Genomic DNA, 13,852 nt, shown 5'->3' with positions numbered 1-13,852 from the left:
CGCCGCGCCGGGCCGGTCGTGCCGGTGTGCCCGGCGTCGGTCGCGGCGTGTCGCGGCCCGTCGGGCATGCTGGTTTTCGGCGGTATGACTCTGAGGCATATTTATACCGCTGAGTCATGACGCTCGAACCGGAACCCGTCGCCGCACGGACGACGACCGCCCCGGCACCGGGCGGTGGCGGGGCGGTCGGCGGAACGGATCGGTCAGGCGATGATGGTGTCGAGGGCGATCTCGACCATCTGGCCGAAGGTCTGCTCACGCTCCTGCGACGTGGTCTTCTCGCCGGTCTTGATGTGGTCGCTGACGGTCAGGATGGTCAGCGCGCGGGCCTTGAACCGGGCGGCGATCGTGTAGAGCGCCGCCGACTCCATCTCCACCGCCAGCACGCCGTAGTCGGCGAGCGTGTCGTAGAGGTCCGGCCGGTCGGTGTAGAAGGCGTCCGCGGCCAGGATCGGCCCGACCCGCATGCTGATGCCGCGCCGCTCGGCCACCTCGACCGAGGTACGCAGCAGCCCGAAGTCGGCCACCGGGGCGTAGTCGATCAGCCCGTCGAACCGCATCCGGTTCATGTTCGAGTCGGTGGACGAGCCGATCGCCGCCACCACGTCGCGCAGCGCCAGGTCCTCGGTCAGGGCCCCGCAGGACCCGACCCGGATCAGCGACTTCACGCCGTACTCGTTGACCAGTTCGTGAGCGTAGATGGAGGCGGACGGCATGCCCATGCCGGAACCCTGGACGGAGACGTCGACGCCGTTCCACCGCCCGGTGAAGCCCAGCATGCCGCGCACCGTCGTGTAGCAGCGGGCCTCCTCGAGGTAGGTCTCCGCGATCCACTTGGCCCGCAGCGGGTCGCCCGGCATCAGGACCCGCTCGGCGATCTCTCCCGGCTCAGCGCCGATGTGCGTACTCATGGCAAAGATCCTGCCAGGCCGGCCGGAGGGATACCGGTTCGGCGTCCAGACCGGTGGTCCTGTACCCTCGTCGGCGGTGGCGTGTCCGAGTGGCCTAAGGAGCACGCCTCGAAAGCGTGTGAGGGTTTACGCCCTCCGCGGGTTCAAATCCCGCCGCCACCGCTCGTGAAACGCGAAAACGCCCGGACGATCCGCGAGGATCGGCCGGGCGTTCCGCTTGTGGTCTCAGTTTCGGTCTCAGTTGCTGCTCAAGAGGTCGATTTCGGGTCCTCTGTCGGGCTATCCCACAGCAGCCCTCCGACGCGCTGGGCGATGTCCCGGCGCACCTGGGCGGTGAGGTGTTGGTACCGGGCCGCCATCGCTGAGTTCGACCAGCCCATGATGCCCATCACCGCCCGCTCGGCCACGCCGAGGATCAGCAGCACCGTGGCGGCGGTGTGCCGGGCATCATGCAGTCGGCCGTCTCGCAGCCCGGCGAGCTTGAGCAGTCGCTTCCACTCGTCGTAGTCGGTGCGCGGGTTGACCGGGCCGCCGGTCGGTGTGGCGAACAGCCAGTCGCCTCCCGCCCAGAGTTGGGCGGCGGTGGCGCGCTCTTGGTCCTGCTCGTCGCGGTGCTTGCGGAGCAGCGCCACTAGCTCGTCAGGGAGACCGATGCTGCGCCGACCGGCCCGAGACTTGGTCTCTGCGGTATCGGCCCGTATCTGGCGGCGGTCGGGACAGTGGCCGCCGTGCTTGCGGCCGCACGGTGAGCGGCACCCGTGCTCCCACCTCGGCCGCTGCCGGCCGCGTCGGACGGTCAGCGTCCCGGCGTCCAGGTCGACATCCGACCAGCGGAGCCCGAGCGCTTCCCCCTGGCGCAGGCCGAGGGCGAGCGCGACCGCCCACCGCGCACTGTTGCGCCGGCCGCGGGTGGCGGCCATGAACCGCTGTATCTCGGCGACGGTGTACGGCTCGACCTCGCTCTCCGGCAGTCGCGGAGGCTTGGCGAGCGCAGCAGGGTTTTTCGCTAGGTGCCCCCGGCGTACCGCCTCGTTGAGCGCGGTTCGGATCGTGCGGTGGGCCTGGTGGGCGGTTGCCGGGGCGCTGCCCTTCTCCTGCATGCGCCGATAGAGACGTTCCAGGTGCTCCGGCTCCAAGCGCTCTATTCGATGAGCACCGAGACCCGGAATGAGGTGTCGGTTGACGGCGACCCGGTATCCCGCGAGGGTGTTCTCCCGTACGGCCGGGGCGGCGATGTTCTCCACCCAGTGAGCCAGCCAGGTTTTCACCGTCCAGCGCTGGCCGGCCTTGCGGACGGTGCCGCTGTCTCTCTCCCGTTCCAGCGCCCGCACCTTCTTAATGACCGCGGCTTCTGTTTCTCCTCGGACGTGCCGACGATCCGGCGAACCGTCGTCCTTCACGCCGACGGTCACCCGGCCATGCCACGAACCGTCGGCACCGAGGTAGATGCTCGATGCTCCGTTGGGTCTGCGTCCCATCCGTCGGGTTCCTTTCGTCAGGCGGCGCGGTTGAGCTGCGTCGGGTCGGACAGGAGGCTCCGCACGTACTCGTCAAGGCAGAAGGTGGGAACTCGCCGGAGGCGGCCGATGGTGACGGTCCGGATCTGACCGGCCTTGATGAGGGCGTACATGGTGGTCCGGCCGATGCCGAGGCGCTGCGCGGCCTCTTCGATGGTCAAGACCACTCGGTTGTCGGGGCTGGTCATCGGTGGGTGTCCTTCCTCGGGGTGGCGTCGAGGTAGATGCGCTGGAACATCGGGGATCGGCGGTCGGGGTATGGACGGTTGACCTGCTGGATGTGCAGCACTTGGGCGATGGCGGTGAGCGCCGCGGCTGTTTCAGCGGATGTGCCCTGCGGCCTGATTCGCACCGTGAGCGCCTTTCGGTGCGACTGGGTGGCTTGTGGAGAAACAGGAAGGTATTGCCACAGAAGGGCTTATAGCGGCTCGCTGAGAGCGCCGTAGAGCCAAGATCTGGGGTGCCTCGGTGTGAGGCGTAGGGCGTGTTCGTCTCAGGCGCTCTCAGCGGGCCGTTTCGGGGTGCCTGCGGGCCGGACGCTGCCGGGGAAGGGGTCGGGAAGTGTTGACACGTTGACAACCGGTCGACACTGGCGCATTTCCGCAGGTGAGGGCCGATGTGTGGGTGTCAACGCCGCCTGTTGGCAGGCGTTGACACCCGTTGACACCGGGCGGGCCTGCGGCGGGACTGTCAACACCTGTCAACGGCTGTCAACGCGGCCCGCTGACACCCTCTCGGGTCTTCTGAGCTGCGAAAACGTCTCCGCCGGGGGCGGGTGTCAACGTGTCGACGCTTCCGGGGTCCTCTGCCACGGCGCGGGGGTGCAGCTCGTACCGACCGCCCGCACCGTTGCGGACCCACCCGAGCGCGGCCAGCTCGCCGAGCACCGCCGACACCTCATCCGACTTCGGCAGCCGCCGCGAAACGCGGCGGTGCAGTTCCCGGCGGGTGAAGGTGGTCATGCCCTTGGCGGTGAGCACGCCGAGCACGTACCGGGCGTTCTCCATCGCGGTATCCGTGCCGATGGTGGTCATGGCGGCCCGGTAGTGCGCGGCGAAGAACTCGGACAGTCTCACGGCATCGGCCATCCGATCGGCGTCGATCGGTCGGCGCCAGGCGTCGGTGGGGTGGTGGGCGACGTGCAGCAGCCCGGCCAACCGGAGTGTTGCGCCGGAGAGCTTGTTGCCCCATTCCCGCATGTCGTGCAGGCTGCCGCCGGGCCGTAGCTCCGTCTCCACGGCCTCAGCGGCGGCACGCCGCACCTTGCCGGCTTCCTCAGTGAGAACGACCACCGCCGGGTCCTCCCACTCGGCGAGCGTCGCGGCCAGGTCGTGCACCCGGTGCCGGTAGCCGGCCGTCACCGCCTCGGGCACCGGCTCGCTGTCCACCGCCCGATACCCGGCCAGGGATCGCGGGAGAGCGAACAGGAACCGGGCCGGCAGGCCACGGCCGGCAAGGTCAGCGTTGCTACCGAACTTGCGCAGCACGGTCGGTTGCGCCATCACGCACACGGTCAGCGCCGGCTTGTCGACCGCGGCACCCTCGCGGGTCTGCCGTTCGTTGCTCATCGGCTGCCCCGCGTGCCCTTTCAAGTACGGGTCAAGGTTCGGTGCGCCCGAGTAGCGGCCGGCGAGGGTGTCGAAGATGCCCCCCTCATCCGAGATGATCGCCATGCGTCCGCCGTTGGCAGCCATCAACCCAATCAATGCCTCCGGGGTGGCGTCGTCCACGATCAGCCGGGGCAGGCCGGGAACGGTGATCGCCTCGGCCGCGATCGCGGCGGCAACCGCCTCGGCGGCGGCCTCATCCCGCTTGCCCGGATCGCTGGCCTTGGCCGCTGCGGCTTTGGCCTGTTCGGCGTGCCGGTCGGCGATGTCCCGCAGCGCTGCCGCCTCGGCGATGCGCGGCTGCATCGCCTCGGCGAGCGTCGACTGTGCCGCGAACAACGGCGCGGTCATCGCGCGATGCACGGGCGACTTGCGTTCGCCGGGGCCGGCGATGACGGCGGCGAACACGTTCACCGGCTCCCGCCACCCGGCCACCGGTTCGACTTCCAACCGGCCACCCGCACACGCGGACAGCACGGCGACGGCGAGGGTGCCGGCCATCGCCGGGTCGGTCTGGGTGAACCGGGCGGTGCCGGTCACCATGTCGGCGAGCCAGCGCGGGAACACGTCGACCGGGAACGGCGGCGGCGCGGTGTTCGGCCCCGTCAGGGGCACTGGAACATCCCACAGCGGGCCGCCCGCGGAAGGCTCGTCCCGGCTGTCCGACTGGTCGCTGACCAGGTGCAGACGTGCTGGCGTCACGGGGTCACCTGCCTTCATGTTGGTCGAGGATGATGCGGCCGACGCGTTCGCCGACGTCGGGGACGACGGCGTTTCCGAGGGCGGTAACTCGGTCCACCCGGCCGGGAAGCCCATCAACCACTCGACCCACTCGGGGTTCAGCGGGCCACCTGCTCGCTCGGACAGGGGCCGTCCGGGCTGGTTCCAGCCAGCGCCGCGCCGGCCGTCCCTGGCTGTTGGCGTGGGCCAGGACGAACAGGCGGGGTCGTGGGTGTGGGGCGCCCATCTCGCAAGCTCGGACAACGCCGGCGCGGACGGTGTATCCGAGTCGTTCGAGGTCTCGGAGCACGAAACGAAGTCCCCGGGTGCGGTGACCAAGGACGTTCTCCCCGATGACGTATCGGGGGCGCAGGGCGTGGATAACCCGGGCCATCTCCGGCCAGAGCCACCGTTCGTCGTCGGTGCCGCGCCGAGGCCCTGCGAGGGAGTCCGGCTGGCAGGGATAGCCACCGGCGACAACATCGACGCGGGGCCGGGGCTCTGAGTGCCACCAGGTGATGGCGGTGCGGACGTCGTCATGGCAGGGCACCTCCGGCCAGTGCTTGTGCAGGATGGCTCGGCAGAACGGGTTGATCTCGACGTGACCGACGATCCGCATCCCGGCCCGTTGCAATCCGAGGGACAGCCCGCCGATACCGGCGAACAGATCGAGCACGTTCATGCCGCCTTCACCTCCACCGGGAAAGCCGAAGCGCCCGAACGGACGCCAGGGTTGATGTGATGGCGGGTAGGTGGTTGACTGCGCTGACGGGCGGCCTGGATGGGGTGAGGCGGTTGATTCCAGAGACTGAACTGGACGTCATCCCTGATCTGCCAGAAAACGCCGAGTACTGGATGCCCGGCGACGACGATATCGATGATGAGGGCATCGGTTTCTTTCGTGGAGTCTGGGCCATCCTCGACGTCCCGCGGCACGTGGCGTCCGCAGTAGTCGCCGACGAACAGGCGGCGGCCAAGGCTCTCGACGCGCTGTCGCCCGATGAGGAGACGTTTGATCGACTGGCCAGGGTGCTTGAGGAGCACAACCCGGATTTCCCGTCGGAAGACCCCGAGGACGTGCCGGTTCTGGAACTGCTTGCCCAGCATATGGATCTCAGTTCGTTCAGTCTGGAGGGTCTTGAGGTCGGGGTTTCCGGCCTTTCGCACGTCTTGGGCTCGATTGGCTGCGTTCCAGCTGCCAGTTGCCGCGGGCACGTGGGTGAACACGCCTGGTCGGATCACCCTTCCGTCTTCGTGGCGATTGATCGACCACATGCCGAATGGTTGCGACCACTCGTACAGCGCACTTCGTGCGGATTCGCCATCGATCCTTGGCGCGAGAACCTGCTTGTCATTTACGCTCGCTCGATCAGGCAGACGATGGAATTGGCCGCTCTGATTCTTGAGGAGGCTCAGAACCTTCCGCCTGCTCTGGCCATCCGACCAAGGGGATCGGACTCGAACCGTGAGCCGGAGGTCATCCCTGAGGTAGATGGCCAACTCTCCCTGTTCGACTGACCGGTTGTCGCTTCGCGGGCCGCTCACGCCGCCACCTGCCGAGGCCGCTTGCTGCCGGCGGCCATGCCGGAGCGGATGGTGCGGAACGCCTCGGCGGTGCCCAACCCGGCCGTCACGCCTGCCTGTTCCAGCACGCTTTGGGCATCGTCCTCGGCGAGCGCCCCACCGGCCACCAACTGGCCGAGCGCCACGGCGGCGATGTATAGCGACCGGTTCCGCTCACCCTCGCCGGCCGTGGTCACCCGCTGAACCTCGCGGTTCACGGCCGCACGAACGTAGGCGCCGGTGCGGTCGGTGGGCAGGTCGACCACCACCACCGGCCGCTGCGGTGGCAGCGGTGCCGGCGTCAACCGGTCTGCCAGCCACCGGGGCAGCGGCGCCGTATCGGTGTCCAGGTCGACCATGTACGGCCGTCCGGCGATAGTCGAGCCGGCGGCGACGACGTAGCCGCCGTGGGCGCGCGTGTCGACCATCGGCCCGAGGGTGCCGGCTGTGTTGCGCAGGTCGCGGCCGCCGGTCGGGTGGCGGTAGTAGAGGTGGGTGCCGCCTCGGCCGGTGGTCACGGTGTAGGTGGTCTCGATGCTGGTCCCGTGCCGGGCGGCGAGGTCGGCGAGGGTGTCCAGCCCGGTTGGGCCGGTGGTGTCGTCCTTGGGCACGTCTAGGTCGACCACCACCAGCCGCGATGGTCCGCAGGCGATGCCGATCCCGTAGGGGCGGGTCGACCATGCGCGGCGGATGCGGTCGGGGTCGGTGGTGGCGCGCGCCTCCCACCCCAGGTGGTGACCGGCGTTGCGGCACCGGGGGTCGCGGCCGGCGCAGCTGTCGGCGGGGTGGTCGGGGAACGCGGGTCGCTTGTCGTCGGGGCGCAGAGGGAAGACGTGCCATCCGCGTTCGGCTTGGGCGAGCGCGGTGGCGAGTCGGTCGGTGGTCGGCACGGGGTGCCTCTCTTCCGTGGAGATCAGCGGGTGAATCGGTGTTGACGGGGGTTCGGGCCGCCCCGCCACTGCGGCGGGCGTGTGGGCGGGGCAGCGCAGCCCTTGCAGGTAGGGGCGGAGGTTGTCCGGGGTGTGGCAGTAGCGGCCGGCGGTGCCGTCCCAGTGGCCGCACCACCGGGCGGTCAACGCCCGGCCCGCCTCGGCCGGGGCCTGGCCGCGATCGCGGCAGCGGTGACGGCGTGGCGCATGTCGCCGAGCAACCCCACCAACTGACGGCGCGCCGCCAACTCGGTCGGGGCGAGCGCCACGCGCACTCGCACCTCGGCGTGTTCGCGCCCGGCAGCGGTGCGCACCCTGACGAGGACGGCGCGGGCGTGGCCGGCGTCGACCACGATTTCGTCGGATCGGTGCTCGCCGAGGTTGCAGCGGTGGTCCCGCCCGCACCACGCGGTGTGCCCGGTGCGGCGGGTCATCGGTTGGCCTCAGCGCGCAGCCGGTGGAAGTAGTTGGCGATGCGCCGCCCAGTGCGCAGCCTGAGTCCCCGGTCGCAGCGGCGGCAGGCACGCGGCCGACGTAGGACGCGGGTAGTGGTGTGGCCGCTCCCGGCGCACCGCTGGCACTTCTTGAACGGGCTGATCCAGCACAGCCCCGCGTAACCGAGGGTGATCGTGGCGGGGATGCCGGTGAGGACGATAGCGGCGGTGAGGTGGGGGTTCACAAGGGCCTCCCAAGCCGGTTTTCGGGTGCACGAGGCCGTGAGCTGCTAGCTACTAGCGCGCAGCTCAGGTTTCGGATGGGGTGCTAGCGAGGGTGCTAGCGCTAGCAGATCGGGCCGCTCGCGCTAGCACCCTCCGGGTTGTCAGCCGGCGGACCGCTTGCGGTCACGCTCCGCGATCGCCGACAGGAGGTCGGCGTGCTTGATGCCCCGCCGGGTGGTGGCCTTGCCGTCGATCCGCCGACCCACGTCGCCGACCTTCACCGCCGGGTGCGGCTTGAGGGCGGTGGTGAGCTGCGCGGCCTCCCACCCGCCGTACAGGTCGGGCCGCAGCTCGGCCAGCAGCGCGCACAGCGTCTCGTTCCACGCCGCCTTCTCGTCACCCGGCCACACGCGCGCCAGGTCCCCGAGGACGTCGGCGACCGGGGCCACGTCGCGGGTCTGCTCGTCCAGCTTCGGCAGGGTTCCCGCCGTGGTCCGCAGCGCCACCGCGCGGGCCACGATGCGGCCGGCGGCGGTCGTGTCGACGTAGAACGACCGCACCGCCGACGCCTTCGGCCCGAAGCCGCGCAGGATGCCCCACCCGGCCTCCACCACCGGCTGAAAGACGGTCGCCCGGTAGCCGTTCTTGTACGCCGACGTCCCGAGGATCATGTCGTTCGCCGTCTGGTCAGCGACGCTGAGGCAGAAGCGACTGTTGACGTTGCGGGTGATGCCGGTCGGCAAGCTGTCCTTGTCGGGGATCTGCGTACCGATCAGGATGATCACCCCGAGCGCTCGGCCGAGCTTGATGACCTTTTCCAGGATTTCGCCGGCTTCCTTGCCGTACTTGCTGGTCATCAGCTCTTGCAGCTCATCGAACCAGGCAACGAGGGGATGCAGGCCGGACCCCTTGAGCGACGCCAGTTCCGGCGTGACCTTGTTCTCCGGAGCCTTGCCCAACCTCGCGTAGTGCTCGATCCGCTTGGACCGGCGGCGGCACTCCTCGTACAGCCACTCGATGAACGCGAAGCACCGGGCAAGGGTGTCGTCATCGAAGCCGTTGCCGTACTCGGCCATCACCGGCTCAAGGACGGCGAAGTCCCCGACACCCTTGAGCTCATACCCGCGGATCTCGGCGCGGGCGTCCAGGGCAGCGGCCAGGATTAGATCCCGCAACGCGAACGTCTTCCCCGAGCCAGGCTGACCACCGAACAGGTAGTTCCGGAACATCAGGTCAACGCTCACGGTGTCGAGCCGGGGGGTGGTGGCGAACGGCAACGGCTTGAACACGTCCACCTTCGCGGCGCTGCCCAGCAGCGGCCACGCGGGTTGCTTCATCTGCCCCGCCGGCTCATACCCCACCCACAACGCGAGGCGTCCGGTGTGGCCGGGGGCGGGCTCGGGCCACACCTGATCCAGCGGCAGCCGCATCGCCGAGGCCAGCTTGCCCCGCCGGGCCACAACGTCGGCGGCCTCCACCCCGTACGGGAGGTCGACCACGGCCAGGTGGCCGGGGCCGTCGCGGTGAATGTCGACCGGGAAGCTGATCGCCTTCGGGTCCTTGGCAACCGCGCTGTTGATGCCGGCCATTTGCAGCGAGGTCAGCGCCCGGCGCACGAGGTCGGCGGTGAGCTTGCGGTAGCGGGTGCCCTCCGACACCCGGTCGGTGATCGGCTTGTCCGCCGGTCGGCCGAGCGTGGCCAGCAGCGGCACCGCGACGGCGAACGTGGCGTAGCGCCACCACACCGGGCCGGCGGCCAGCACGATCAGGCCCGCCACGGTGCCGGCCGCGCCCGCTCCGAGGACCCACCACCGCCACACGCTCTGGCGCTGGCGGCGAGCGTCGAGCTTGAGCCAGGTGTCGGCGTCACCACGGGAGGCGGCGGCCTGCCGCAAGTGCCAGTTGCCCTCTTCGGCAGTGGCCCAGTGCAGCGACCGGCCGAGCCCGCGGAACAGACCGACCGGAGCCCACACGGCCGTCTTCGCGGCGTACTTCGGCAGGCGCACGCCGTGGTAGGCGAGCACATAGCCGAGGTCCTTGCACTGGTGCCGCACGGCGGCGTTGAGGCCGCGCCACGACCGCGCCCACTCGGCCAGAATCGGCCGACGCTCCCGCTGCCGCGCGAGCACGTCACGCGGAATCTCGTCGGCGGTGTCGACGGGGCCGCCGAGGCGTCCCGGCCCGTCCTCGATGCTCTCGGCGTCGCCGGTGTCGTCGTCCTCGGCCGTGTCGTCGACGTTGGCGGGGCGGGGGCGGGGCACGCGGCGGGCGCGGGCGTCGTCCAGGTCGACCACCTCGGCATCCGGGCCGCCGGTGGTGGGGTCGGTCAGGTCGCGCTCGGCGGCCTGCCAGTCGAAACGGTCATCGTCTCGGGGGGACGTCATGATGGGGGTTCCTCCAACGGTCGGCAGATCGGATGGGGACCGGCGGCACGGCGCAGGTTGGGAAGCCAGGGGCCGTGCCGCCGGGCGGGGCTAGTCGTGCGAGCGGACGAGGTGCGCGAGAGCGGCGCCCATGCCGAGCACCGCCACCGGGAGGCAGGCCACGGCGGTGGTGATCCACCACGGGGCCGAGGCCACCCCGGCGGCTTCCAACAGGTGGTAGGCGACCTGACCGAGCGCGCCGACCAGCAGCGACGCGATCGCGGACCACTTGGCGAACCGGCGTGCCCGCTCCGGCATTCGACCGGACAGCCACACGTAGAGCGCGTACGCGCCGTAGGTCTCCACCCCGATCGGCAGGGTGATCGCGCTGTTGATGGAGAAGCTGTCCCAGATCCCCGGTAGCGGGTGGACCACGCCGAATCCGGTGAGTCCGCCGAGTCCGACCCACCCGGACCAGATAGCCACGAACGCCGGCAGCGCGAGCAGCACGACCGGCCACACCACCGCCGGACGGTCCGGCGCGGCCAGCGTGGGCAGGGTGGGCGTGTCCGGGTGACCGACCATGCTGGCCTCGGCAGGCGGGTCGGCCGGAGTGATCTCCGGTTCGGGCGTCGGGTCCGCGATGACCGGCGGCGTGGGCTCGGGTACGACCGGGGCCGGCAGCGGGTTCGGGTCGATCGGCTCGGCGTAGTCCAGCCGAGGCGCTACCGGCTTGGCGGGGGTGGGCAGCAGCAGTGCTCGCAGTTCGGTTGCCTTCGGCGCGCCGATGCGGAACTCGGTCATCAGCTTGTTCCGCGACGGGACCGCGCCGAGGTCGGCGGTGAGCTTGCGGGCGGCGGGCAACAGGTCCTCGACCGGTTGGGGGTAGCGGGTGCCGTTGATGGTGGGGGCAGTCATGTTGCGTCCTCCTGGGGGAAGGCGCACGCGAGGCATTCGCCCAGCGAGCGCGGGATGTAGTAGGGCCGGACCGTGCCGCACGTGGGGCAGGTGCGGCGGGCGGTCAGCGCGGTGGCGATGGCGCGCCGTTGAGCGGGGGTGGCGGTGCGCTTCGAGCGGGCCAGGTCGACCCGGTACAGGTAGGCGGCGCGGGTGCCGCCGACGCCGCGCCAGAGCACCTGAGCGGCGATCGGCTGACCACCGGGCCGTAGGCCGGCGGCGGTCAGTTGGCGGCGGGTGGCGTAGCCGGGCGGGGCACCTCGCCACCAGTAGGTGGGGATGCCGTACCGCGCCCCGTCCGGGTCCCAGTAGGCGGCGCGGATGCGCGACATCAGGCCGCGCGGTGCGGGGTCAGGTGGGCGGCCAGCTCGGCGGCGGCGCGGGTGACTCGGGCCTCGGCCCGGCGCAGCCTCCGCCAGTCCAGCACGGTCGGGCCGCCGTGGTCCTCGGCGTAGATCAGGGTGATTTCGGCGTCGAGTACGTCCAGCTCGGCCGCGATCAGCGGCCACTCCGCCTCGATGGCCGCCAAGTCGGCGGCGGTCGGCTCGGCGGTGACGGGGGCGAGGTGCTTCCGCACGGGGAACCTCCGGGGGAGTCGTTGAAGTCGGAAGCCCCGGGGTGCGACCAGACCGGCCGTACCCGGGACGAACAAGGAAAGGCAGAAGCCCAAGCCGCGCGCCAAGATCCGGCCCGCTCGCCCCGCTCGCCCGGGATCTACCGGGGTCGGCCACCGTGTGGCTCAAGGCGGGGTTGCCGCAGACGGATCTACGCGGCGCTTCTGCTGTGAAGTTCTGAATGAACGACCACACGACCGGCCCGTGGGCGTGCAGCGCATGCGCCACCTTCCCCGGCTTCCGCTCGGCTTGTCGTTCCTGGCTAGCCAGGTTCGACGCCATGAAGGTAGGCCGGCTTGGCTAGTCAGGTCAAGAGAGCGCGGCGAACTTTCCTAACTTGGCTAGTCAGCGCTACCGTGAGCGGGTGAGCGAGAACCTTGACTTCCTCGGTCAGCTAGATCCCGACGACCCCAAACAGGCTTCGCAGCAGATCGCGAACAAGCTGCGGGCGGCCATCCTCACGCGCCGGCTTCTGCCAGGCGACAAGCTGCCCTCACAGCCCGAGCTAGCCGCCCGCTACGGCGTGGCGCGGGAGACGGTCAAGCGGGCATTGGAGCTGCTACGGACAGAGCGGCTGATCGTGACCCGGCAGGGCAGCGGCGCGTTCGTACGGGCGCAGACGCAGCGAGCCGTTGAGCTGCGTCCACACATTGAAGCCGCGTTCGAGCGGCCGCACGTCACGATCGACTTCGCCGGGTTCTCCGGCGAGACACTGCGCGATGCGCTCGCCGAAGCGCTCGACAAGGTGCGCGTCGGCCGCCTCGCGCCGGAGACGATCGCGGTGCGCGTCCTGATCTCCGACATGACGGTCCCGATGGCGCTGCCGTCGCGGGCCGAGACACAGGCCGATGACCCGGCGGTACGCGAGCGTGCGGAGCGCATCACGCGGCGGGCGGCAGACGGCATCATCGACCAGGTCGCCGAGCTGGGCGACCTCGGCCTCATTCGGTCGGCCACGGTTGAGGTGCGGGTGCACCGAGCGTCCCCGCTGTTCAAGCTCTACATCCTGAACAACGAGGAGGTCTTCTACGGCTTCTACCCGGTCGTGGAGCGCACCGTCTCGATCAAGGGCGAGCCCATGGCGATCTACGACCTGATGGGCAAGGACGTGCCGCTGTTCCACTACGCGGTGACCGACGATGACGCCTCGCACGGCACGCAGTTCCTGGAGGCGTCCCGCCAATGGTTCGACTCCGTGTGGTCGACCATCGCCTACCGGTACGACGGATGAGCGCCGACCTCGGCCGGCTGCTCGGCGAGGTGGGCGCGGTGTTGCTCGACTTCGACGGCCCGGTGTGCAGCATCTTCGCCGGATACCCGGCGCCGCAGGTTGCGGCTGAGCTGGTCGACGTGCTGCGGCGGTGCGGGGTCGATGTACCGCCGGACCTCGCCAGCGAGCCGGACCCGCTTGAGGTGCTACGCCGTACCGGGGCGACCGGCGACCAGGGCGTCACTCGGGCGGTAGAGGCTGCTCTTTGTGCGGCCGAGCGCCGCGCCGTCGAGACTGCTGAACCGACGCCGTATGGCCGAGAGGCGGTCGTGGCGGCCCGGCAGGCCGGCTTACCGGTGGCGATGGTCAGCAACAACTCGGCGGGCGCGGTAGATGCCTACTTGTCAGCACGCCGGCTCGCCGCGCATGTGTCTCTGGTAGTTGGCCGGGCTTACGCCGATCCGGCCCGTATGAAGCCGAACCCTGCGCCGATCCTGGAAGCTGTGCAAGCCCTCGCGGAGCCGCCGCACCGGTGCCTCTTAGTTGGTGACTCGATGTCGGACATCGAGGGGGCGCGGGCGGCCGGGACGCGGGTAATTGGATACGCCAACCGGCCGGCCAAGCTTGCCGCATTCCAGGCGGCCGGAGCGGACGTAGTCATTACTAGCATGGGCGAGCTCGCACGCCTGCTGATTGAACGCCCGGGGGGTTAGTGGCAGAACGGTCCAAGGGCAAACGGCATCGCGGGTTACCGGTTGATGACGGCTGGGCGGCGGAGTCGTTCAGGCAGCTGAATCGCCTC

The 13,852-nt window shown here is 70.2% G+C and carries 15 protein-coding genes and 1 tRNA gene; 5 read left to right on the top strand and 11 right to left on the bottom strand.

Translation table 11 applies throughout. The features are described 5' to 3' along the window. Nucleotides 1–203: 203 nt before the first annotated feature. Complete coding sequence (gene deoD / locus O7600_RS17545) at nucleotides 204–911, bottom strand: purine-nucleoside phosphorylase (RefSeq protein WP_091568373.1); 708 nt, start codon at nucleotides 909–911, stop codon at nucleotides 204–206. Between the two features lie 75 nt (nucleotides 912–986). Between deoD and O7600_RS17540 the strand changes: the two genes are divergently transcribed. Next, nucleotides 987–1,073 (top strand) — tRNA-Ser (locus O7600_RS17540). An 86-nt stretch (nucleotides 1,074–1,159) separates the two neighbouring features. Here O7600_RS17540 and O7600_RS17535 read toward each other — a convergent pair. From O7600_RS17535 to O7600_RS17520, 4 genes are all read right to left on the bottom strand, one after another. Continuing rightward, entirely contained in the window at nucleotides 1,160–2,389 is a 1,230-nt protein-coding gene (locus O7600_RS17535) for a site-specific integrase (RefSeq protein WP_281588724.1), read from the bottom strand. 17 nt (nucleotides 2,390–2,406) lie between these two features. Further along, entirely contained in the window at nucleotides 2,407–2,616 is a 210-nt protein-coding gene (locus tag O7600_RS17530) for a helix-turn-helix domain-containing protein (protein ID WP_281588722.1), read from the bottom strand. Nucleotides 2,617–3,138: 522 nt separating this feature from the next. Further along, the gene (locus O7600_RS17525) at nucleotides 3,139–4,737 is read right to left on the bottom strand and encodes a YfjI family protein (protein WP_281594187.1); all 1,599 of its coding nucleotides are present in this window, start codon (nucleotides 4,735–4,737) and stop codon (nucleotides 3,139–3,141) included. A 4-nt stretch (nucleotides 4,738–4,741) separates the two neighbouring features. Continuing rightward, complete coding sequence (locus O7600_RS17520; protein WP_281594186.1) at nucleotides 4,742–5,389, bottom strand: DNA cytosine methyltransferase; 648 nt, start codon at nucleotides 5,387–5,389, stop codon at nucleotides 4,742–4,744. On the opposite strand from O7600_RS17520, the gene O7600_RS17515 reads away from it, so the two are divergent. Both O7600_RS17515 and O7600_RS17510 read left to right on the top strand, forming a co-directional pair. After that, on the top strand, nucleotides 5,294–5,497 hold the full coding sequence (locus O7600_RS17515) for a hypothetical protein (protein ID WP_281594302.1): 204 nt from the start codon (nucleotides 5,294–5,296) through the stop codon (nucleotides 5,495–5,497). The two genes, O7600_RS17520 and O7600_RS17515, sit on opposite strands and share 96 nt — an antisense overlap. A 14-nt stretch (nucleotides 5,498–5,511) precedes the next feature. Then, nucleotides 5,512–6,273, top strand: a complete 762-nt coding sequence (locus tag O7600_RS17510; RefSeq protein ID WP_281588720.1) for a hypothetical protein — start codon at nucleotides 5,512–5,514, stop codon at nucleotides 6,271–6,273. Between the two features lie 23 nt (nucleotides 6,274–6,296). Here the strand turns inward: O7600_RS17510 and O7600_RS17505 are convergent, their stop codons facing one another. From O7600_RS17505 to O7600_RS17480, 6 genes are all read right to left on the bottom strand, one after another. Then, nucleotides 6,297–7,208 carry a bifunctional DNA primase/polymerase gene (locus O7600_RS17505; protein ID WP_281588718.1) on the bottom strand — a complete coding sequence of 304 codons (912 nt, stop codon included), beginning with the start codon at nucleotides 7,206–7,208 and terminating at the stop codon, nucleotides 6,297–6,299. 182 nt (nucleotides 7,209–7,390) lie between these two features. After that, a complete protein-coding gene (locus tag O7600_RS17500) occupies nucleotides 7,391–7,681 on the bottom strand; it encodes a hypothetical protein (RefSeq protein WP_281588716.1) in 291 nt (96 codons plus the stop codon). A gap of 386 nt (nucleotides 7,682–8,067) precedes the next feature. Further along, entirely contained in the window at nucleotides 8,068–10,290 is a 2,223-nt protein-coding gene (locus O7600_RS17495; RefSeq protein WP_281588714.1) for a cell division protein FtsK, read from the bottom strand. A 90-nt stretch (nucleotides 10,291–10,380) separates the two neighbouring features. Then, complete coding sequence (locus O7600_RS17490) at nucleotides 10,381–11,187, bottom strand: ABC transporter permease (protein WP_281588712.1); 807 nt, start codon at nucleotides 11,185–11,187, stop codon at nucleotides 10,381–10,383. Then, nucleotides 11,184–11,558: an RRQRL motif-containing zinc-binding protein gene (locus O7600_RS17485; protein ID WP_281588710.1), complete on the bottom strand. Its 375-nt coding sequence runs from the start codon at nucleotides 11,556–11,558 to the stop codon at nucleotides 11,184–11,186. The genes O7600_RS17490 and O7600_RS17485 overlap by 4 nt, the downstream gene beginning before the upstream one ends. Beyond that, nucleotides 11,558–11,803: a DUF6284 family protein gene (locus O7600_RS17480; RefSeq protein ID WP_281588708.1), complete on the bottom strand. Its 246-nt coding sequence runs from the start codon at nucleotides 11,801–11,803 to the stop codon at nucleotides 11,558–11,560. Before O7600_RS17480 ends, O7600_RS17485 begins: the two co-directional genes overlap by 1 nt. Nucleotides 11,804–12,204: 401 nt before the next feature. Between O7600_RS17480 and O7600_RS17475 the strand changes: the two genes are divergently transcribed. Both O7600_RS17475 and O7600_RS17470 read left to right on the top strand, forming a co-directional pair. Next, nucleotides 12,205–13,071, top strand: coding sequence for a GntR family transcriptional regulator (locus tag O7600_RS17475; RefSeq protein ID WP_281588706.1), 867 nt, complete (start codon nucleotides 12,205–12,207; stop codon nucleotides 13,069–13,071). After that, complete coding sequence (locus O7600_RS17470) at nucleotides 13,068–13,763, top strand: HAD family phosphatase (RefSeq protein WP_281588704.1); 696 nt, start codon at nucleotides 13,068–13,070, stop codon at nucleotides 13,761–13,763. The genes O7600_RS17475 and O7600_RS17470 overlap by 4 nt, the downstream gene beginning before the upstream one ends. Nucleotides 13,764–13,852: the final 89 nt, after the last annotated feature.

This window comes from Micromonospora sp. WMMA1998 (assembly GCF_027497375.1).
Lineage (GTDB): Bacteria > Actinomycetota > Actinomycetes > Mycobacteriales > Micromonosporaceae > Micromonospora > Micromonospora sediminicola.
This window is presented reverse-complemented; position numbering and strand designations above follow the sequence as displayed.

Coding starts and splice junctions, on each gene's coding strand:
- deoD (WP_091568373.1), bottom strand. CDS start 911: ATGAGTACGCACATCGGCGCTGAGCCGGGAGAGATCGCCGAGCGGGTC.
- O7600_RS17535 (WP_281588724.1), bottom strand. CDS start 2,389: ATGGGACGCAGACCCAACGGAGCATCGAGCATCTACCTCGGTGCCGAC.
- O7600_RS17530 (WP_281588722.1), bottom strand. CDS start 2,616: ATGACCAGCCCCGACAACCGAGTGGTCTTGACCATCGAAGAGGCCGCG.
- O7600_RS17515 (WP_281594302.1), top strand. CDS start 5,294: ATGGCAGGGCACCTCCGGCCAGTGCTTGTGCAGGATGGCTCGGCAGAA.
- O7600_RS17500 (WP_281588716.1), bottom strand. CDS start 7,681: ATGACCCGCCGCACCGGGCACACCGCGTGGTGCGGGCGGGACCACCGC.
- O7600_RS17495 (WP_281588714.1), bottom strand. CDS start 10,290: ATGACGTCCCCCCGAGACGATGACCGTTTCGACTGGCAGGCCGCCGAG.
- O7600_RS17490 (WP_281588712.1), bottom strand. CDS start 11,187: ATGACTGCCCCCACCATCAACGGCACCCGCTACCCCCAACCGGTCGAG.
- O7600_RS17485 (WP_281588710.1), bottom strand. CDS start 11,558: ATGTCGCGCATCCGCGCCGCCTACTGGGACCCGGACGGGGCGCGGTAC.
- O7600_RS17470 (WP_281588704.1), top strand. CDS start 13,068: ATGAGCGCCGACCTCGGCCGGCTGCTCGGCGAGGTGGGCGCGGTGTTG.